Raw genomic sequence first — 20,593 nt, forward strand, 5'->3', positions numbered from 1 at the left:
AATCTTAAGCTAAAATATCTCCAACTTCTAATCTTTGACCTCTTATATATTCAACTGAGTTTATCTCTTTTTTTGAAGGAGCTTGTAAAGTTTTTATTTTTAAACTCCCTTTTTCACACCCAATAACTATAAAATCTCTATCTATTTGTAAAATCTCTCCAGCTATATTAGTTGAATATTCTTCTAAAAGTTCAATATCTTTTAGTTTTAGCTCTGAATTTAGAAAAATAGTAGGCCAAAATGAGTATGCTTTATATTTTAAAAATAGTTTCTTTGCATTTGAAAAATCAACTAAACCATCTTCTTTCTTTATCTTTTTACAAAAACTAGCACTTGAGTTATCTTGTTTTATAGGTTTTATCTTTTCAAAATTATCTAAAGTTGTAATCGTAAGTTTTGCGGCAAGAAGTGATAATTTTTCAAAAGCTTCACTAACTAACATATTTTCCTCATTTTTTAAATATGAAAATCCTAATATATCTCCACAATCAAGCCCCTCTTCCATAAACATTGAAGTTACGCCTAAATACTCATCATTATTTAAAAGCCCTTCTTGAATAGGACTTGCTCCCCTATAATTTGGTAAAATTGAAGCATGAAGATTTATACAAGGAGCTATATTTAAAATCTCCTTTGGCAAAATTTGTCCATAAGCAGCAACAACTATAAAATCTGGTTCTAGCTCTTTTATAGTAATATATGCTACTAAATTATCCTTTAGTTTTTTTGGCTGTAAAATTGGAATATCAAGACTGTTTTCAAGGCAATATTGTTTTATATGTGGTGGAGTTAAAGTCTGTTTTCTTCCAACAGGTTTATCCTCTTGAGTAAAAATTCCTACAACCTCATAAGCACTATTTAATAACTCTTTTAAAATCTCTGTAGCATAAGATGGTGTTCCCATAAATAAAACTCGTTTTTTCACAACTATTTCCTCTATTTTTTAAAAATTGTTCCACTTTTATGACTATTTTCAACTAAAAAATCATAAGCATTTGTTAAATCAAAACCACTCGTTAAGTACATAGGAATATTTTTTTGCATTAAAAAATCTGCTGCTTTTAGCTTTGTTACAATTCCTCCTGTTGCAAATTTTGAGTTTGCACTAGGTTTTTTATCAAGTTCATCCTCTTTAATTTCATTTACAACTTTTTGAAGTTTTGCCTCTGCAAACTCCCTTGGATTTTTGTCATAATATCCATCAATATCAGTTAAAATAACCAGCATATCAGCTTTAAAATAGTGTGTTATAAAAGCTGCTAATTGGTCATTATCTCCTATTAATTCCTCAGTTGCAATTACATCATTTTCATTTATTATAGGTAAAACCTTATTTTGAAGTAATATTTCCATAACATTTTTTGCATTTTTAGATCTTTTTCTTGAATCAAAATCATCCGCAATAAATAGCATTTGAGCAACTGTTATATCAAACTCCTCAAACATCTCTTGATAAGTTTTCATAAGTTTTGGTTGTCCAATAGCTGCTAAAGTTTGTTTATTTGCTAAAATTGATTTATCAAGTTTTAAAGATGTATATCCAGCTCCAACAGCACCTGAACTTACCAAAATAACATCTAAATTTTTCTCATTTTTTAATGTAGATATTAGTTTTACTAAATTTCTCATTCTCTCAAATGCTAACTCTTCACCTTGTGTTAAAACAGCAGTTCCTACTTTTATTACTATTCGTTTCATCTACTTTCCTAGCATTGTATAAAGCGCATATTTTAATGGAGAAATATTTGTTTTATCTAGCGAAGATATTGGTAAAACAAAATATGGTTTACTATTATCTAATTTTCCAAAAATTAAATCTTGCACAAAATATGGTAAATTTGTATTAAATTTATACTCATTTGATTTTGAAATTTCAAGGTTTAAAGCTTTTAAAAACTCTTCTATATCTGTTTGTAAATTTTCTCCATAATATGCATCAATTTTACTTAAAACTATTGCGTAATCTCTTTTTGATAATTCAAGTGAGAATTTAAGAAGCTCCTCTTTTAAAACATTATATTGGTCAATCATAGTTCTATAATTTGCAACATCAATTACAAATAAAAGTGTTTTTGTTCTTTCAATATGTTTTAAAAACTCTAATCCTAAACCTCTTCCATCACTTGCACCATCAATTATACCAGGGATATCAGCCATTACAAAAGAGTTATATTCTCCTACATTTACAACCCCTAATTTTGGAGTTAAAGTTGTAAATTCATAATTTGCTATTTCTGGACTTGCATTTGAAGTTACCGAGATTAAAGTAGATTTTCCAACATTTGGATACCCTACAAGACCAACATCGGCAATAAGTTTAAGTTCTAATCTTATATTTTTTGTAATACCTGGAAGTCCTGGTTGAAAATATGTAGGTCTTTGATTTCTTGAATTTTTAAAATGAACATTTCCAAGTCCACCTTTTCCACCTTCAAGAAACAAAAACTTTTCACCATCTTCTAAAAGGTCATATAAAACTTCATTTGTCTCATCATCAATGATTTGTGTTCCAGGTGGTACGATTAAAACAAGATGTTCACCACTTTTTCCTGTTTTTTGTCTTCCCATTCCTGGTTGTCCTTTATCAGCTTTAAAAACTCTTTTCCCTTTATAAAAAGATAGAGTATCTGTATTACTATCTACAACAAAATAAACATCTCCTCCTTTTCCTCCATCTCCACCATCAGGACCACCTTGAACAACAAACTTCTCTCTTCTAAAAGATGCACAACCTTGTCCACCTTTTCCACTACTTACACTAAATCTTGCACTATCAATAAACATAATTTTTCCTATAAAATAGATATTTAAAAATCAAAAACTATTTAACTTTAAAATATATACACTTAAAATAAAAAAAGGGTGATGCAAAAAGCATACACCCTTTTAAATAAAGAAATTAAATCTCTAATTTACGAAGCTGCGTAAACAGAAACTTTTTTTCTATTTTTATCTTTAATTTCAAATTTAACAACACCATCAATTAAAGAGTAGATTGTATGATCTTTTCCCATACCAACATTATTTCCTAAGTGAACTCTTGTTCCTCTTTGTCTAATAATGATATTTCCAGCAGTTACAACTTCACCACCATATTTTTTAACACCAAGTCTTCTACCAGCTGAATCTCTATTATTCTGAGTACTACCCTGACCTTTTTTGTGAGCCATTTTGTTTCTCCTTAAATTTTAATTAATGCTTAAGCAGCAATTTTTGTAATTCTAACTTTTGTGAAGCTTTTTCTAAAACCTCTTTTTAATTTAGAATCTTTTCTTCTTCTTTTTTTGTAAATTACAACTTTTTTTGCTCTATTTACACCTGTTCCATCTAAAACAACAACTGCTTCAACTTTTGCATTTGCTACAGCAGTTCCTGTTTTTAATTCACCATTATTAACTGCAAGTACATCAGTAATTTCTAAAGTCTCTTTAGCAGCCTTACCAGTGTAATCAATATCTATAATATCACCTTCTGATACTTTATATTGTTTCCCACCACATTTGATAATTGCGTACATCTTTTCATCCTCTTCTTGTTTATAAGCATAACTAGGGTTAGTTTTTATACTAATTTGCATTTTTCGAACGGGAATAATATCCAAGACTTTATTAAACTTTCTTTAAGTCAAAGATTAAAGCTTACAAGTTTCCCATCTTTTAACTGTTTAAGGTTATCTTTTATTATTTTTATTTTCATAATTTTTTGATTAAAATCTAAATCTTTATTATATGTCAATGAAATTAACTTATTTGAATAAAACTTATGTAAAAGGATAAGTAACTCTTTATTTAATCTCTCATCATCATAATTTTCTAATTTATCATTTAAAGATATTTGATTTAATTTTGTATTATTTATATCTGTTAAAAGTAGATTAAACTCATCTTTATGGTATTCAAACATCGAAGCATCAACTATATCTAAAACTCTATCCAATCTTTTTGGATTTTCCAAAATAGCTTTTATAATACAAAGTTCTGCAATATCTATTTTTATACTGTTTTTATCATTTACTCTTTGTTTTGTATGAACTGTTTTTATCAGATTTTCTCTAATATTTAGTTTTTGTGCAATATATCTTTTATACTCATCTTGATTTAGTAAAGATAAACTTTGTAAATACTCATTTGCTTCATTCAAAGCTTTTTGTTTTTGTATTGGTTCATTTATATTATATTTTTCAACTATATAATCTATTGTAAAAGGTATAAAAGGAATTGGTTCTAAAAACATATTATTTAGTTCTTCAACTCTTTGCTCTTTTACCATATCAGCAGGATCGAGCCCATCTTTAAAAATAACAACTCCTCCATCAAACTCACTTTGACTTAGCATAACAGAAGCTTTAAAAGCAGCATTAAGTCCTGCTTTATCTCCATCATAAGCTAAAATTACCTTTGGCTCTCCTCTTCTTAGAAGAGGTAAATGCTCTTTTGTTAAAGCTGTTCCCAATGTTGCAACTGCATTATTAAATCGTGCTTGATGAAGCATAATTACATCTAAATATCCCTCACAAACTATAATTTGTTTTGTTTTATAAATTTTCTCTTTTGCTAAGTGATAACCATATAAAAGCTTTGATTTATTAAATATTGGAGTTTGTGGAGAGTTTACATATTTTGCATTATGATTTGTAGTTGTTCTTCCACCAAAACCAACTAACTTTCCTGTAATTGAGTAAATAGGGAAAATTATTCTATCTATAAATCTTGAATATAACCCATTTTCTCCATTATCTATAATTCCAAATTCTATTGCATCATTTATATTATAGTGATTTGATTTTATAAAATTAATCGTATCATTTGAACTACTAGCATATCCTATCTCAAATTTTTCTGCTGAAAAATCTGAAATTCCCCTATTTTTGATATACTCTTTCATAGAGTTATTAATAACAAAACTATTTTGAAAAAATCTTTTTACATCATCTAAAACTTTAGTATCTCTTTTTTTTTCGCTAGAAGCTTCATAATCTAAAGTAAAATTATACATACTTGCTAATTTTTCAATAGTTTCAGGATAAGAAAGCTTTTCATACTCCATCAAAAACTTAATACTATCTCCACCAACTCCACAACCAAAACAGTGATAGATTTGTTTACTTGGACTTACTACAAAAGATGGTGTATCCTCTCCATGAAAAGGACAACAAGCTTTAAAATTTGCTCCAGATTTTTTTAAATCTAAGAATTGTGAAATTACATCTACAACATCTAAATAGTTTTTTAAATTTTCAATTGACTCTTTTTTTATCATAGTTTGATTATACTATTTTATTATTTTATATGAACTTTTATGTTAGGATAATATTTTATTAAATCAAAAAGGCTTGTCTTTGGATAATTTGGTTTTGCAATATAGAGACCCTCTTTTAGGAGTTATTTTAGTTGTCTTTCTTGTGTTTTTCATCTCTTTTATTACTTACTCTTATAGTTTATATAAAGAAAAAACAGCAAGAAAAGAGTATAGAAAACTATCTTTAAGATTTGAACTTGGAAAATTAAAAGAGACAGACTATGTAAATTTATATAAAACTTACAATCTTCCATTTGATTCTATACTTCTTTTAGCTTCAACTTTTTTACATAAAGGTGATTATAATAAAGCAATTAGTGTATATTTATCTCTTTTAGAAGTAGTTCAAGATAGAGTAAAAAAAGAAGAATTACTTGAACTTTTAGGAAATACTTATTTTAAGGGTGGTTTCTTACAAAGATCAAAAGATATCTTTTTAAAAATTTTAAAATTCTCTCCACGAAATAAAAATGCCTTGAAAAGCCTTATGATTGTATGTGAAAAGCTAAAAGATTACAAAAAAGCAAAAGAGATAACAGAAGCTTTATATGAACTAAATGTTGATGTAAAAGTAGATAAAATATATTTTGAAACACTTTTAATACTAAATGATTCTGTTTTATCAAATGAAAAAAGAACTCAACTTTTATATGAAATATTTAAAGAAAATATAATTATCCAAAGAATTTTTGCTACTTTTTTAATTCAATTTAACAAAGAGTTTTTATTTAATCATCTTGATATGTTTGATTGTAAAAAACTAATTGATATTTTATGGTATCAAAGAAAAGAGGATATAGATTTTGAAAAAATAAGAAATAACCAATTTTTAAATGAACTCTATAGTGCAAAAGGTTACATAAATAGTGTTAATTCTAGTAGTGATTTTGATTTAAATATCTTAATTTTAATAAATAACCATAACAAAGAGATAAAAACAAACCTAAATTTTGAATTTATTTGTAACTCTTGTAAACACTCTATTCCATTTTTTGAATCAAGATGTCCAAACTGTCATACGGTTTTAAGTTTAGAAGTAAAACATCATATAACAAAAGGCTTTGAACTTTCAAACAACTCTTTACAATAAGATAAAATATATTTTGTGATATAATCTTGTAAAAAATAATAAAGGATAAAAATTGAGTGATTATTCAAAACTAGAAAAGTGTTTGGATTATCAGTTTACAAACAAAAATCTGATAATCGAAGCACTTACACATAAAAGTTTCAAAAAACCTTACAACAATGAAAGATTAGAATTTTTAGGAGATGCTGTTTTAAACTTAATTGTTGGAGAATACTTATATACAAAATTTCCAAAATCAAATGAGGGTGAACTAAGTAAAATTAGAGCTAGTTTAGTAAATGAAACAGGATTTACTAAATTAGCAAATGAGATAAAACTAGGTGATTATATTTTTATCTCAAATGCGGAAGAGAGAAATAAAGGAAGAACAAAATCATCTATTCTATCTGATGCTTTTGAAGCAATTATGGGTGCAATCTATCTTGAAAGTGGTTTAGAGACTCTAAAACCGATTATTCTAAAACTTCTTGAAGACTCTTATGACAAAATAAATCTTGATGTTTTATTTAGCGATTATAAAACTGCTTTACAAGAGATAACACAAGCTAGATTTGCATCAATTCCTGAATATATCATTGAAGGCTCTTATGGACCAGATCATAAAAAAGAGTTTGAAGTATCTATAAAAATAGATGGAAAAACTTATGGAAGAGCCAGTGGGAAAAGTAAAAAACTAGCACAACAAGCAGTTGCAAAAATTGCAATAGAAAAACTAAGAGAGGAAGAGATTTGAATAGTTTTGGACATAGATTTAGATTTACAACATTTGGAGAATCTCACGGAAAAGCATTAGGTTGTATAGTTGATGGAGTTCCAGCAGGGTTAAAAATAGATGAAGAGTTTATTCAAGCTGAAATGAATAGAAGAAAACCTGGTCAAAATGAGTTTGCAACAAAGAGAAATGAAGGCGATGTAGTTGAAATATTAAGTGGTGTTTTTGAAGGAGTTACAACAGGAACAAGTATAGCTATGATAATTTTCAATGAAAATCAAAAATCAAGTGATTACTCAAATATAAAAGATCTGTTTCGTCCAGGTCATGCTGATTTTACATATTTTAATAAATATGGATTAAGAGATTATAGAGGTGGAGGAAGAAGTAGTGCTAGAGAAACAGCAGCAAGAGTTGCAGCAGGTGCTATTGCAAAACTTCTTTTAAAAGAGTTAAATATTGATATAAAAAGTGGAATTTGTGAAATAAATGGGATTGAAGCCAAATCCTTTGATTTTGAGAATGTAAAAAATAGTCCTATTTATGCTTTAGATAAAAATGTAGAAGAGGAGCAAAAAAAAGCGATATTAACTGCAAAAAACTCTCATAATAGTGTTGGTGGTGTAGCACTTATAAATGTAAAAAATTGCCCTATTGGACTTGGTGAACCAATTTATCATAAACTAGATGCTCAAATAGCAAATGCTATGATGAGTATAAATGCTGTAAAAGCTGTAGAAATAGGAGATGGTATCTTAGCTTCAAGAGTTTTAGGGTTTGATAATAATGACCAAATAAGAAACTCTGGATTTAAAACAAACCATAGTGGTGGAATATTAGGTGGAATTTCAAATGGTGATGATATAAATGTAAAAGTTTATTTCAAAGCAACTCCATCTATTTTTATAGAACAAGAGACTATTGATATATACAATCAAGAAGTAGTTTGTAAACTAAAAGGAAGACATGACCCTTGTGTAGCTGTAAGAGGTTCAGTTGTTGCAGAGTCTATGATGGCAATAGTTCTTGCAGATATGTTGCTTTTAAATATCTCTTCAAAAGTAGAAAATATCAAAAAAATCTATGCTAAATAGATTTTTATCTCTACTTTTTCTCTCTTTAAACCTTTTTGCCAATGAAGATATGGCAAATAAGTTAATTATTGCTTATCCTGATTTTTTAGAAAAATATGAAGATAATTTCATATTTTTTAAAGATGGTACAAAAATGCCATTTTTTAGTGAAATTAAAAATAGACCTTATGAAGAGAAGCTAAATAATGCTTCATTAGAAGAGCAACTAAGTATTAAATATATTAAAATAGATGAAAATCTAAACTATATGCCAAGTCTAAATGAAGACTCTGGAAGATTTAGGAATGAAAATTTTTTCAAAAAAATGTATGGAGAAAATCAAAAAGAGATAGAGAAAAATTTAGTAAAAATAAAATGGCTACCAAAAACAGAAAATAGAACAATTTTAGTTAATAAAATCAATGGAGTTGATAAAAAACTTGAAAAAATCAGCCTTGAACTTGATAACCTCCCAAAAGAGTATAAAAAATATATTACAAATATTGAAGGAACATATAATTATAGAAAAATAAGTAAAACTCAAAGATTAAGTTCTCATAGCTTTGCAATATCAATAGATTTAAATGCAAAATATTCAAATTATTGGCTTTGGGAGAAAAAAAGTGATAAAATTGCAAATTATAAAAATCAAATTCCCAAAGAGATTATAAGAATTTTTGAAAAATATGGTTTTATTTGGGGTGGTAGATGGTATCACTACGATACTATGCACTTTGAATATAGACCAGAACTCTTAAATTAGGTAAGGTAAATGATAGTTAATATGAATATTCCTAGAGGTAAAAAATACTCAAAGCAGTGGATAGGGTTTTGGAGTTTTTTTATCTTTTTTACATTTATTTTTGTTACTAGTCCAACGACTTTTAGAACTATTGAGAAAAATGATATCAAATTTGAGATTTTTGGAGTAAATGAAGATAATACAAACTCAAATATTTCTCAAGTAAAAGATGAACTTTTCAATATCAAAGCTGGAGAGAAAGAAGCAGTTAGTTTAAATCTAAACTTTTTAAAAAGCTCTTTTATACAGCTAGAATTTTTTGCTCAAGAAGATTATATTGATGGAGATATTTTATTTGAAATATTTAAAAATGATAAACTTTTAGAAAAAGAGATTATAAAAACAGGCGAAAAACCACTAGTAATAAAAAGTTATTTTACACCAAATGATAAAATAAAAATTGTTGCTTCAATAAATGGGGAAAATCAAGCTTGGGCAAAACTTAGAATTGGCAAAATAGCAATTAGTGATATATTTTTACTAATATTTTCACTATTTTTTTGGCTTTTAGTTCTATTTTTAACATTTAGAAAAAATCAAGCTGCAATAATTTTAGGTGTTTATAGCATATTTTTACTATCAATTTATGCAGAAAATACAACATTTAATCAAATAGATATAAAATCTCTTCTAGCAAATAGTGGGATTTTAATAGCAATTAGCCTACTTTTAGCACTAATTTTTAATTTCTCAAAAAATATAAAAATAGCAAATATCATAGCACTATTTACAGCTTTATTATTTTTTGTTTTAGCATCTGTTCCATTGATGTTTATCTCATATAAATTAGCATTTAATATCCCTTTAGAAAAAGAGGCTTTATACTCTATTTTTCAATCAAATACAAGTGAAAGTTTAGAGTTTATAACTAGTTTTGTACCTATTGGTTCGCTACTATTTATTATTTTCTCTCTACTATTTTTATTTTATATCTCTTGGTGGCATAGAAATAGTAAAGTTAAAAGTTTTGATTTTACAACAATATTTATTTTAATTGTAAGCACTTCAATTATTGCTATTTCATATATTGATAATATGAAACTTCCAAATTTTATAAAAGAGCATTACAATACTTATATAGAAGAGCTTGAAAAGTTTAAAGATATTCAAAATAAGAAAAATTTTGATTCAAATTTTGAAGCTTCAAAAGAGGAAATTGGAGAGACTTATATTTTTGTGATTGGAGAATCTCTAAATAAAAGACATATGCAACTATACGGTTATACAAGACAAACTACTCCAAATTTGCAAAAACTCTATAATGATGGTGAGATTTTAAAACTTGATAATGTACTTTCAAACCATGTTTTAACTATGAGTACCCTATCTTTAGCTCTTACAGAAGCTTATATAGGAAGTAGCAAAAAATATTTTGATTCAGCATCTATTGTTGATATTTTGAAAAAAGCAGATTTTGAAACAATTTGGCTAACAAACCAAAATTTATTGGGAGCTTGGGATAATCTTGTATCGATAATTGCTTCAAATGCAGATCAAACAATAAGTATAAATAACTCAATAGGAACAACTACAAGAACACAAAACTATGATGGAGAACTTATAAAATATCTAAACAAATTTTTAGAGACAAAAACTTCAAAAAATAGAGCAATTTTTATTCACTTAATGGGAAGCCATCTTGCATATTGCCAAAGATTTCCACAAGAGTATAGAGTTTTTAATGATGACTTAGATGAAAAAACATTTGGAAAAAATCTAGCTTCAAAAAAAGATATTAAGAATTTTGTAAATTGTTATGATAATAGTGTACTTTACAACGATTTTGTAGTTTCTTCTTTTATTGAAAGTATTAAAAAACAAGAAGGTGTTAATGCTTTGATTTATATGCCAGACCATGCAGAAGAGGTATTTAAAGCTTATGCTCATGATCCTGGGAAATTTACCTTTAATATGACTCAAATTCCTTTTTTATTCTGGTTTTCACAAAATTATAAAAATAAATATTCTACTAAATATGAAAATATTTTGAAAAATCAAAAACAATATTTCTCAAATGATAGATTGTACGATACTTTAATAGGTCTTACAGATATTAAAACACCTCTATATAAAAGTGATTTTGATTTGAGTTCAAATAACTATTTTATAAATGAAAAAGATGCTTCAACACTTCATGGAAAAATAAAATTTACACAAAATGACAACTTCTTTTATTGGCAAAAAAGAAATTTTGATTATATAAACAATACATATATTAGTGATAATTTTATTGTAAATGGTATAAATAGCTTGGGAAAACTAAGTGAGGTTTTATATTTTGGATTTAAATCTTTTGGACTAAAACTAACTTTAGATAGCGATAATAAATTAGTGATAAAAGATAATAACTCTCTATCATTTGAAGATATTTTAAATAGTATAAATTTAGGAAATATCGATAAAATATATATAGAAACACAAAACAGCAAAGATATTTTAAAAGAGATTGAAAATTCATCTTCTAAATTTGATATAAAATCAAAACTAATTTTAGATAGTAGTGAAATAGTAAAAATCAAAACTTCTCTTGATAATAAAAATTTTATAAAAGAGATAAAAAATAATAATATAACTAGATTTAGTAAGAAATTTTATTTAGTTGAGTACAAATCAAACTTTGATTAAGAAAGCAATAAAGAGTTTTTAACTACAATATCAACTTAAAGCAACTCTTTGGTCAAGGGTTGCTTTTTTTATCATTGATATTCTTTTATCAAATAGATCTAATTTCTAACACTCCTAGATAGTTTAAAAAAGATAAACAATAATTTTCTTTAAATCAATTTTTTGAAATGCTTTTGTTAATTCAACAATTTCAGAGTTCTTCATTCTAATACATCCAGCACTTACATTTTTTCCTAAAGTACTCTCATTTAGAGTTCCATGTATTCTATATGAAGTATCTCCATTTACACTATGAGTAAGATTTAATTTAGCAGCACCCATATAGTTATATTTATGATTTGGTGGAACAACATTAGGCAAATTTATACCTTTTCTTGCAAAGCTTTTTCTAATTGAAGAAGTTGGATACCAATATGGATTTAAAGATAACTCTGAGATATTTCCTTTTCCTTGAGGTTTTTTTACTCCAGCTCTTGCTGTTGCTACAAGATATGTTCTAATTAGTGTTTCTACACTATTTTTTACTCCTTTTAATTCCATAATATTTGTCTTTGAATTTACTTTTATTAGAATATTATCAAACTCATTTAAATTAACATTACTAACAAATGCTTTTGGTAAATTTTCTTCTATTTTATCAGTATCAGATTCTATTATTTCTAAAGCTAGATTAGATTTTCCATTAGATTCAACAATCTCTTCGTTTATATTTTCATCTGTTGGGATATGATTTAATTGTGCATTATCTATAAGCTCTTCAACTATATTTGGTTTTATTTCTACTTTTTCTATAGGTTTTGGATTTATTTTATTTTCATTTGATTTTATTGCTAAATATTGATAATTTGAGATAGCTTTTACATAAGGTTTCTGTTTTTTCACAAACTCCGATACATATCTTAACTCTTTGTATGCTAAATTTTTATCATCAAATAGATTTAAATATGTATAAAATCTATTATTTTCTTCTACAATATAAACATCACCTTCCATACTTTTTTTTATATGATTCTTACAATACTCTGCATTTTCTAAATTTTTAGTAACACAAACTTCTATAGAATAGTGTTGATTAGTTGCATACAATGAATTTACAAATAGTGAAAAAAATAATAATTTCTTCAAAAAAAGCTCCCCTAGAAAATTTAAGTATATTTTACTAAATTTAAATAAGAACAAGGTTATTTGGCTATAATTTTATCCTAAATTTCACAAGAAATAGTTATGAAAATAATTTTTTTTATATCTGTTTTTATATTATCACTGCACTCTGCTAGTTTTAATTGTAAAACAGCAAATACTTTTATAGAACATACAATTTGTAATAATGCAGAACTATCAAAACTAGATGATATATTAGCAACAACTTACAAACAAACTATGTCTAAAGTTTCAAATAAAGAAAATCTAAAAAAGATACAATTTGCATGGCTAAAGAATGATAGAGCATCTTGCAAAAATGTTCAATGCTTAAAAGAGGTATATTCAAAAAGAATTGAATTTTTAAAACAATATGATGATAAAAAGATTTTTAATAATCCATTTGAAGGTGAATATAGAGTAAATTACTCAGTCTTAACTATAGAGAATAACTATGATTTTATGATAGTAAAAGTTGATCCTCATAATCTAAGAACTTGCACTACTGATGGTAAGTTCAGAAATATAAATAATACTATATTCTGATGATACAAATGATATTGGTGTGGATGAAAAAGTTTGTAAAATGAGTCTAATCAAAATAAATAATAATACCGTTTTTTTATCAGTTGAAAGTGACGGATGTTTTAAATGGTGTGGTTATAATACCTATTTTGATGAGGGTGAATATTATAAAGTAAAATAGGCTTAATTTAATCTTTAAGCCTTTTTAGTGCATTTGCAACAATATTTTTAAACTCTTTAGTTTGTACAAATTTTTCATCTTCTGGATTTACAATAACTCCAGCTTCAAACAAAATTGCAGGTGAGTTCGCATTTCTTAAAACTTTTAAATTATCAAAATAATAAATTCCAAGTTTTTCATCAACCAGTTCTCTATTCTCACCTTTTATATTTTCATTATGGTGTAAAGATGGAGTTAATCCAGAATTAATTAACTCTTGTGCAAAAATTTTTGCATAGATTAAAGATTTCTCAAAATCAACATTCTTTTTAGATACAAATATAGAAAAACCTTTTGCATAGTCTGTTTGAGGACAAGGTTTTTCATTGTACTTTATAAATTGTTCTTGAACAGAATCATGATGAATAGAGAAAAATAAATCTTTATTTTTACTAGATTCATATCTTTGTTCAAAACTTATCTCTTGACTTTCATTCTTTGAACTCAAAGTTATATTTAAACTATTTTCATCTTTTAAAATGTCTAATATAGAGTAAGTCAAACTTTTATTATACTCATATTCTTTTATACAAGTTGAACTTGTAGCACCATTTTTCTTTGGTGTATGCCCAGTATCTATTAGTAAATCAAATCCAAAAAGATTATTTATAAAAAGTAGTGGTAAAAAATATTTTAGTTTTGTTCTCAATTACTCTTCTTTAAATTTTAATAGTGATTTATACTCTCAAAGCTCCAATTATTTTCTTTTAGAAGTTTTATTAGTTTTTTTAAGTTTGCTTTTCCATTATAGTGATTACTAAACATTATATCGTGAGTTAAAAGAATTACTTTATTCATTTTCTTTGTTTTGCTATTTTTGTAAGATGTTTCCATATATTGAAGAACTTGTTCAGGAGATTGAACTGGTTTTCCATTTTCATCAAATTCCCACTCAACATCCCAACCATAAATACTATATCCACTATTATGCACTTTATCATAACTTAATAGTTCATTTTGTGTATGTTCTTTAGAAAGTGCAACATCATTCGTTTTTATATCTTTTAGTCTAAATACATTTCTTCCAGCAAATCTTAGTGGCTTTAAGCTATTGTCTATATATTTATCTAAAAGTCTTTGATTTTTATCAATATCGGCTAAAACTCCATCACTATTTGAGTAGAATCTTTGGTATCCACCTGAAGCATGAGAGTATGTATGATTTGCTACAGTTATATTTTTACTATTCAAAGCATCTTCATAGATAATTGGATTGTTTTTAATCTGATAACCTATAAAAAATAGTGTTGCAGGAATATTTTCTTCTTCAAAAACATTTAGAATATTTTTTGTTGCACCTATTGGCCCATCATCAAATGTCAAATATGCAATTTTTTTTGTTTCAACACCTAAATCTCGTTTAGATTCACTATTTTCCGACTTTACATCTTTTGCAGGGTGTTCTAATAAAACTTTTTTTACTACATTTTCAAATTCAACTATTTTTTTAAACTCTGTTTCAAAATCAACCTTATCATTTTCTGTAATATCTTCTTTTTCTAGTTTTTTAATAACTTTTTCTTTGTAGAATTCAGATTTATCACTCTTTTCTGAATTTTCCATATTCTTTTTTATTAGGTTTAAATCTATAATACTATTATCATTATAAGAAGATATTTTATTTAAATTATTACTCTTTTTATGAACTTCAAATAGTTCAAACTCTGTATTGTTTTTATCAATATTTACTACAAAAACACCAAACTGCTTAGTGCTTCTGCTCAATTTCTTCATCTGTAAATAAGCCTCTTTTTTAGTTCCAAATTTACCATAATTTGTTCTATATAAAGTATCTTTTGATTTAGTAATAATAATATCTAATTCAGTCTCTTTTATGATATTGTCTTTACAATATAGCGAACTCTCATATTTTTCATCACTACAAATAGAAATAGTATAAAAATTATTATCTGCAAATAATTTTATAAAAGCAAATAAAATAATAAATAAAATGTATTTAAACATTAGTGATTTCCCCTAAAAAACAAGTAATTATTTAAAATATAATTTTCACTCTAGCATAAACTATCTTAAGTTAATTTGTATTCACAATTGTTAAATTTAATTGATAAGATTTAAAATAACCTGCTGTCAATTGCTTACTTCAAAATAGAAATTACAAAATTTTTTTCAATTTCATTTGCTTGAGATTGAACAAAAGAACCAGCTCGTGCAATAAAATTTAGTTTATTAAAATTTGCACTTTCAAGTGCATAATCAACATCTCTTATCACACTCTCTGCATTTTTAAGATTTACATAACTTATCATACTATTTCTCACACTTGATTCTAATTGGTTTTGAGTTAAACCAACTTTGATTAAGAGTATAGTAAAATATTTTTGAATAAAATACCGACTTAAAGCAACTCTTTGGTCAAGGGTTGCTTTTTTTAATAATAAATTGTTTAATCTTCTAAATCACCATTAGAGATTTCTGCTATAAACTCTAACTCATTAGCCCTTTCTTTTGTCATAGACAAAAAACATTCTGCCACAAATAGTTGATCCATTGTTCCACCTGTTATATAAGAATTAAAATTACAATTCAAATCTCTATATTTTATCCAAGCTCTCTGAACCTCTTTTAATTCATCTCTTTTATCTTTTTTTATAGTTTGCATAGCTTTCTTATAAGCTTGATTTAATCTTTTATCTTCAAGTTTTGTTTCCTCATATGTACACGCTGCCATTTCTGCATCTCTCCACTTTCCTTCCAGACATTTTTCAAAACTTAATGAATGTTGAGAAGTTGCAAAAGAGATTGTTGCAAATAAAGTTACTATAAATACAACTTTTTTTTTCATTTTTCCTCCTAATTTTAAATTAATGTTCTACATCAAAAGAGTATGTACCAAAATTTGTTTCAATATCTATTCTCATAACACTTTCACAAACTATACCAACTGCATAAGCTGGTTGGAAATTTTTTACATCATATTCAGAAAGTTTAAAGGGAAAACTTTTACTTTTTGTCATTTTATCAGAAAATGCAAGGTCTGTTATACATTTACCTTTATTTATGAGTATATTATTTACTACTAAGTTATCAACTAAAGAAACCATTCTATAAAAACTACTATATTTTTCAATTTGTCGTTCATAAGTTAGTTTAAATGGCATCTCATTATTTGCATACAAATTCCCAAACAGTGATAAACTCAATAAAGTACCTACTAAAAACCATCTATTTTTTTTCATTTATTTCTCCTATTTAAAATTAATATTGCTGGTTCAATATTTATACTTCTAATACCAGCTATTCCATTTATAGTCCCTTTTATTGTTATCATATCACCAGTTTTCAAACTCTCAACATATTTAGCTTCATTTTGATTTTGTGTGTAAAGAGTTGCAAAAGTACTAACATAATTTGCTCCAAATAAATTTCCCGAACTAGTTTGAATTCTATATTTATTTTGTCTTTCTCTACTAACTTCATAAAGTGGTAGTTTCCATTGAACAACTCTTCCATTTAATTCATTTATCATATTTGTTCTTTGTACATCTGTATAATCACTACCCAATACATACAAATCATAAAGTAAACCTTTTGGTGATATATTTTCCGACTTGCTAATTTTAACTTCTTCCACTTTATGAAGATTTTTTTCTTCTGTATCATCAAATATATAATTAGTAACAAAATATACTATTGTCCAAAAAATAATTGCTTCAAAAATTGTTTTCAGATTAACTCCTTATTTTATATTTTACAAAACTGAAATGTCAGCCACATGTCAATTTTAATTTTTTAATAAAAAATAACAAATTATTTAAATTAACAAGTGATTGACATGTGGCTGACATTTCTATTTGTTAGAATATTTAGAATATAAAAATAATTTATCCAAAAGGTATATTTTGCATATAGGAATAATTTCAAATTTACTACAACAAAATACAATAAATAATAATAAAGGTCTTACAAATTCACTAGAGAAACTATCTACTGGATTAAGAATAAATAAAGCAAGCAATGATGCTTCAGGACTTTCCATTTCAGATAAATTAAGAACTCAAGCAAGTGGAATAAAACAAGGAATAGAAAACGCAAATAGTGCAATTGCTATGATGAATATTGCAGACAAAGCTATAAGTGAAATGAGTAATATTCTAGATACCATAAAAGCTAAAGCTATACAAATGAATACAGATACAACAAGTGAAGATGGAAGAGTTTTGATAAAAAATGATATTTTAAAACTAATTGATAGTTATGATAAAATTGCTTGCTCTACAAACTACAATAAAACTCCACTTCTAACTGGTTGTGCAAGCCCATTTGATTTTCAAATTGCTGATAATGCAAGTGATTTAATCTCTGTTGAAATAGATAATATACAAGCTAGGCAAATGGGATTAGATGATCCAAATAAACTAAAAAATTTTATAAGTGGTTTTGCTCCTATACCTGTTCCAACACCAACTACTCCAACACCACCAACTATTGGAACTCCAGGGAATGGGATTGTTTTAAGTAATGATTTAAATAATAGAGTTAATTATAGTTCAAATCCTGCAGGAAACTTTATGATAGAAATTCCTACAGGAACTAAAAATCTAACTATTCATTTAAATGACCATGGTATGAATGACACTATTCAAATATTTACGAAAGATGGTACCCATGTAGCAGGAACTCCAGCTGGACATTCTAGTTGGGATAATGGCTATTCACCAGCAAATATTATATATTTATATCCAAATAAATTTAATATAGGGGCAACATATAGTGATGATATAAGTAGATATCCTTTAAACTCTACAAAAGATGCTTTAGGAAGTACTACAGTAAATTGGATTGATAAACAAGGGAGTAATCAAGTTTTTAATCTTAATGCTAATGACGAAATAATAGTGATTCCAAATGTTACCGAAAACTTAGTTGTTTTTATAAATGGAAATGGTTCTTACGATGTTGGAGCTGAATGGGAAAGTGAAGATAATGAAAATATTGGTTCAATACCGATACCTGATGAACAAGGTTGTGCATGTGATTCTATACAACTTGTAAGAGATGATACAAATCCAACTCTAAAAGTTCAAGCCCAAATACTTATGGATGTTGTGGATGCTTCTCTTTCTCAATTAAATTCTCAAAGAGCAAATGTAGGAGCAGGAACAAATCAATTAGAATCAAGTGCTAGAAACAATCTTACAGGTTATGTAAATCTAAAAAATGCCGAGAGCATTATAAGAGATGTAGATTATGCTCAAGAGAGTGCAAATTTCAATAAATCAAATATCATTGCACAAGCTGGTTCTTTTGTATTATCACAAGCTAGTCAAGTTGAGAAAAATTGGGTAGCACAACTTTTAAAATAGTTTAAAATTTATGATATAAATAAAAGTTTACATTAAAAAAATAGTAAAGAATAGTTTATAAAATTTTTATAAATAATTATTTTGCTATAATAGATTAATTACATAGGGGAAATATGTTCAAAATAGATAAAACAATAATAAAATTCAATAAAAAACTATTATTTATGCCTAAGTTCTCAAGTTTTCTATTTATTACCATAATTATTTTCTTACTTCTAAATTTTATAGGTTATATTTTTCTATCAAAATATTTAGAAAATAATCATCTAAAAAAACAAGAAATAATTTTTTATAAATTACAAAGTGAAACAAGCAATCTCTTAACAAAACTTCTATACAAATATGATAAACAAAAAGAAATTTTACTTGATAAACATAAAGAGGTTTTAAAATATTTAGAAAATAAACCTTTAGATATCCCTTTAGATGAAATTTATGAAAAAATCAATGAAGGTTTACCAGAGAAACCTTACAATATTTATATTACAGATGAAAACCTAATTATAAAAAACACAACATATTTTCCAGATTTAGGTTTTGATTTAAGTTTTGCAAAAGATGAAATTGAACAGCGAAAATTAACTAATAAAATAGGTATTTCAGCACCTATTTTTGAAATATATGACTCAAAATTTTTTAGTTATTCTGATTCAGCAATAAATAAAGGGAATCAAATTCTACAAGTTAGCTTTACTTACTATGATTTAGAAGATGATTTAGAAAGAGTTAGGAATATCATTAACGAAAATTTTGAGATTGAAAGCTCAAATACTTTTGTAGCTTATGCTGATGGATTTATTGCAGATTTTATATTTAAATTATCAAATATAAAAAAACCAACTCCAAAAGAGATTGAAGAGAAAATTCAAAAAGGTAAGAAATTATTAAAAGATATAAGCCAAGAAAATTATCTCTCATCTTTTCAAGAAAAAAGTAATCTCAAAAATATAAAATATCTAAATGTTATTCAAGAAAGTCCTATTTTTAATGATGCAAAAATTATTTATAGTATAGCTTTTGATGAAACAAGCTATAATGAATATAAAAATAATCTAAATATTATTATTTCTTTAGTATCTTTAGTAGGAATTATCTCAATATATATTCTTACAAAATTAAGATATAAAGAGAAACTTTTAAGTTATAAAGATAAATTTATAGAACATTCCATTCATGAAATCAAAACTCCTTTATCTATCATTAGCATAAATTCTCAATTAAGAGATAAATTTTTGGGAGAAGATAAATACTCTATGAAAATTGAAGGTGCTTTAAGGACTCTTGAGAATTCATACGAAGATATGACTTTTTTACATACAAAAGAGCATATAGATTATAAAATTGAAACATTAGATTTAAAAGAGATTTTACTTGATAGAATAAAATATTTTGAGATTATTGCAAAAACTCAAAATAGAGTATTTGATATAGATATTTCAAATACTTTATTTATACATATTAGTAAAATTGAATTAAATAGATTGATAGATAATAATCTTTCAAATGCAATAAAATATAGTTTTATCAATAGTTCTATAAAAATTATATTAAAAGATAATATTCTTAAATTTATTTCAACAGGAAAAAATATAAACAATACTAAAAATATTTTTAAAAAATATTCAAGAGAAAATAGTTCTGTTAGTGGACATGGACTTGGACTTTCAATTGTAAAAGATATTTGTGATAAATATAATATAAGAATCTATGTAAATTCAAAAAATAAGAATATTTTTGAATATCACTTAAATTGCCATGTGGCTGACATTTCATAATTGTAA

At 25.9% G+C, this 20,593-nt stretch carries 21 protein-coding genes; 8 read left to right on the forward strand and 13 right to left on the reverse strand.

The window, feature by feature from the left end; all coding sequences use genetic code 11:
• Positions 1–4: 4 nt before the first annotated feature.
• The 6 genes from fmt to dnaG all read right to left on the reverse strand — a co-directional run bounded on the left by fmt (position 5) and on the right by dnaG (position 5,259).
• Positions 5–925: a methionyl-tRNA formyltransferase gene (gene fmt, locus AFAEC_RS08365; protein WP_026806198.1), complete on the reverse strand. Its 921-nt coding sequence runs from the start codon at positions 923–925 to the stop codon at positions 5–7.
• A gap of 11 nt (positions 926–936) precedes the next feature.
• Positions 937–1,698 (reverse strand): glutamate 5-kinase, encoded by a 762-nt coding sequence (gene proB, locus AFAEC_RS08370; RefSeq protein ID WP_026806199.1) that lies wholly within the window; start codon positions 1,696–1,698, stop codon positions 937–939.
• Positions 1,699–2,784, reverse strand: a complete 1,086-nt coding sequence (gene obgE, locus AFAEC_RS08375) for a GTPase ObgE (protein WP_026806200.1) — start codon at positions 2,782–2,784, stop codon at positions 1,699–1,701.
• Between the two features lie 128 nt (positions 2,785–2,912).
• Positions 2,913–3,170 carry a 50S ribosomal protein L27 gene (gene rpmA, locus AFAEC_RS08380; RefSeq protein ID WP_026806201.1) on the reverse strand — a complete coding sequence of 86 codons (258 nt, stop codon included), beginning with the start codon at positions 3,168–3,170 and terminating at the stop codon, positions 2,913–2,915.
• 29 nt (positions 3,171–3,199) lie between these two features.
• Positions 3,200–3,517, reverse strand: coding sequence for a 50S ribosomal protein L21 (gene rplU, locus AFAEC_RS08385; protein WP_026806202.1), 318 nt, complete (start codon positions 3,515–3,517; stop codon positions 3,200–3,202).
• 107 nt (positions 3,518–3,624) lie between these two features.
• Positions 3,625–5,259, reverse strand: a complete 1,635-nt coding sequence (dnaG, locus tag AFAEC_RS08390; RefSeq protein ID WP_026806203.1) for a DNA primase — start codon at positions 5,257–5,259, stop codon at positions 3,625–3,627.
• A 79-nt stretch (positions 5,260–5,338) separates the two neighbouring features.
• Here dnaG and AFAEC_RS08395 point away from each other — a divergent pair, with 79 nt between their 5' ends.
• From AFAEC_RS08395 to AFAEC_RS08415, 5 genes are read left to right on the forward strand one after another with little or no spacing between them, the layout of a single operon-like run.
• On the forward strand, positions 5,339–6,388 hold the full coding sequence (locus tag AFAEC_RS08395; protein WP_026806204.1) for a tetratricopeptide repeat protein: 1,050 nt from the start codon (positions 5,339–5,341) through the stop codon (positions 6,386–6,388).
• Between the two features lie 52 nt (positions 6,389–6,440).
• Positions 6,441–7,121, forward strand: coding sequence for a ribonuclease III (gene rnc, locus AFAEC_RS08400; protein ID WP_026806205.1), 681 nt, complete (start codon positions 6,441–6,443; stop codon positions 7,119–7,121).
• Entirely contained in the window at positions 7,118–8,194 is a 1,077-nt protein-coding gene (gene aroC / locus AFAEC_RS08405) for a chorismate synthase (protein ID WP_026806206.1), read from the forward strand. The genes rnc and aroC overlap by 4 nt, the downstream gene beginning before the upstream one ends.
• The gene (locus AFAEC_RS08410; protein ID WP_026806286.1) at positions 8,184–8,936 is read left to right on the forward strand and encodes a M15 family metallopeptidase; all 753 of its coding nucleotides are present in this window, start codon (positions 8,184–8,186) and stop codon (positions 8,934–8,936) included. Before aroC ends, AFAEC_RS08410 begins: the two co-directional genes overlap by 11 nt.
• 9 nt (positions 8,937–8,945) lie before the next feature.
• Positions 8,946–11,600: a phosphoethanolamine transferase gene (locus AFAEC_RS08415; protein ID WP_026806207.1), complete on the forward strand. Its 2,655-nt coding sequence runs from the start codon at positions 8,946–8,948 to the stop codon at positions 11,598–11,600.
• Between the two features lie 123 nt (positions 11,601–11,723).
• Here AFAEC_RS08415 and AFAEC_RS08420 read toward each other — a convergent pair whose 3' ends face one another.
• Positions 11,724–12,725, reverse strand: coding sequence for a L,D-transpeptidase (locus AFAEC_RS08420; protein WP_051487588.1), 1,002 nt, complete (start codon positions 12,723–12,725; stop codon positions 11,724–11,726).
• A 99-nt stretch (positions 12,726–12,824) separates the two neighbouring features.
• On the opposite strand from AFAEC_RS08420, the gene AFAEC_RS08425 reads away from it, so the two are divergent.
• Positions 12,825–13,286 (forward strand): lysozyme inhibitor LprI family protein, encoded by a 462-nt coding sequence (locus tag AFAEC_RS08425; RefSeq protein ID WP_034216575.1) that lies wholly within the window; start codon positions 12,825–12,827, stop codon positions 13,284–13,286.
• 167 nt (positions 13,287–13,453) lie between these two features.
• On the opposite strand, the gene AFAEC_RS08430 is transcribed toward AFAEC_RS08425, so the two are convergent.
• From AFAEC_RS08430 to AFAEC_RS08455, 6 genes are all read right to left on the reverse strand, one after another.
• Entirely contained in the window at positions 13,454–14,134 is a 681-nt protein-coding gene (locus AFAEC_RS08430; protein ID WP_051487589.1) for an N-acetylmuramoyl-L-alanine amidase, read from the reverse strand.
• 17 nt (positions 14,135–14,151) lie between these two features.
• Positions 14,152–15,450 (reverse strand): polysaccharide deacetylase family protein, encoded by a 1,299-nt coding sequence (locus tag AFAEC_RS08435; RefSeq protein WP_051487591.1) that lies wholly within the window; start codon positions 15,448–15,450, stop codon positions 14,152–14,154.
• A gap of 134 nt (positions 15,451–15,584) precedes the next feature.
• Positions 15,585–15,833, reverse strand: coding sequence for a flagellin (locus tag AFAEC_RS08440; RefSeq protein WP_081754522.1), 249 nt, complete (start codon positions 15,831–15,833; stop codon positions 15,585–15,587).
• A gap of 59 nt (positions 15,834–15,892) precedes the next feature.
• Entirely contained in the window at positions 15,893–16,291 is a 399-nt protein-coding gene (locus AFAEC_RS08445; RefSeq protein WP_051487592.1) for a lysozyme inhibitor LprI family protein, read from the reverse strand.
• A 19-nt stretch (positions 16,292–16,310) separates the two neighbouring features.
• Complete coding sequence (locus AFAEC_RS08450) at positions 16,311–16,685, reverse strand: hypothetical protein (protein ID WP_026806210.1); 375 nt, start codon at positions 16,683–16,685, stop codon at positions 16,311–16,313.
• Positions 16,682–17,080 carry a hypothetical protein gene (locus AFAEC_RS08455; RefSeq protein WP_148294539.1) on the reverse strand — a complete coding sequence of 133 codons (399 nt, stop codon included), beginning with the start codon at positions 17,078–17,080 and terminating at the stop codon, positions 16,682–16,684. The genes AFAEC_RS08450 and AFAEC_RS08455 overlap by 4 nt, the downstream gene beginning before the upstream one ends.
• Positions 17,081–17,348: 268 nt before the next feature.
• On the opposite strand from AFAEC_RS08455, the gene AFAEC_RS08460 reads away from it, so the two are divergent.
• Together AFAEC_RS08460 and AFAEC_RS08465 are read left to right on the forward strand one after the other, a co-directional pair.
• Entirely contained in the window at positions 17,349–18,812 is a 1,464-nt protein-coding gene (locus tag AFAEC_RS08460) for a flagellin N-terminal helical domain-containing protein (protein WP_051487594.1), read from the forward strand.
• 113 nt (positions 18,813–18,925) lie between these two features.
• Complete coding sequence (locus AFAEC_RS08465; RefSeq protein ID WP_026806212.1) at positions 18,926–20,587, forward strand: sensor histidine kinase; 1,662 nt, start codon at positions 18,926–18,928, stop codon at positions 20,585–20,587.
• The last annotated feature ends 6 nt before the right edge of the window (positions 20,588–20,593 follow it).

It is taken from the genome of Aliarcobacter faecis, assembly GCF_013201705.1.
GTDB classification, from domain to species: domain Bacteria; phylum Campylobacterota; class Campylobacteria; order Campylobacterales; family Arcobacteraceae; genus Aliarcobacter; species Aliarcobacter faecis.

Bases quoted from the DNA above. Each gene is read 5' to 3' on its own strand.
- proB (WP_026806199.1), bottom strand. From the start codon at position 1,698: ATGAAACGAATAGTAATAAAAGTAGGAACTGCTGTTTTAACACAAGGT.
- obgE (WP_026806200.1), bottom strand. From the start codon at position 2,784: ATGTTTATTGATAGTGCAAGATTTAGTGTAAGTAGTGGAAAAGGTGGA.
- rpmA (WP_026806201.1), bottom strand. From the start codon at position 3,170: ATGGCTCACAAAAAAGGTCAGGGTAGTACTCAGAATAATAGAGATTCA.
- rplU (WP_026806202.1), bottom strand. From the start codon at position 3,517: ATGTACGCAATTATCAAATGTGGTGGGAAACAATATAAAGTATCAGAA.
- dnaG (WP_026806203.1), bottom strand. From the start codon at position 5,259: ATGATAAAAAAAGAGTCAATTGAAAATTTAAAAAACTATTTAGATGTT.
- AFAEC_RS08410 (WP_026806286.1), top strand. From the start codon at position 8,184: ATGCTAAATAGATTTTTATCTCTACTTTTTCTCTCTTTAAACCTTTTT.
- AFAEC_RS08415 (WP_026806207.1), top strand. From the start codon at position 8,946: ATGATAGTTAATATGAATATTCCTAGAGGTAAAAAATACTCAAAGCAG.
- AFAEC_RS08425 (WP_034216575.1), top strand. From the start codon at position 12,825: ATGAAAATAATTTTTTTTATATCTGTTTTTATATTATCACTGCACTCT.
- AFAEC_RS08435 (WP_051487591.1), bottom strand. From the start codon at position 15,450: ATGTTTAAATACATTTTATTTATTATTTTATTTGCTTTTATAAAATTA.
- AFAEC_RS08445 (WP_051487592.1), bottom strand. From the start codon at position 16,291: ATGAAAAAAAAAGTTGTATTTATAGTAACTTTATTTGCAACAATCTCT.
- AFAEC_RS08450 (WP_026806210.1), bottom strand. From the start codon at position 16,685: ATGAAAAAAAATAGATGGTTTTTAGTAGGTACTTTATTGAGTTTATCA.
- AFAEC_RS08465 (WP_026806212.1), top strand. From the start codon at position 18,926: ATGTTCAAAATAGATAAAACAATAATAAAATTCAATAAAAAACTATTA.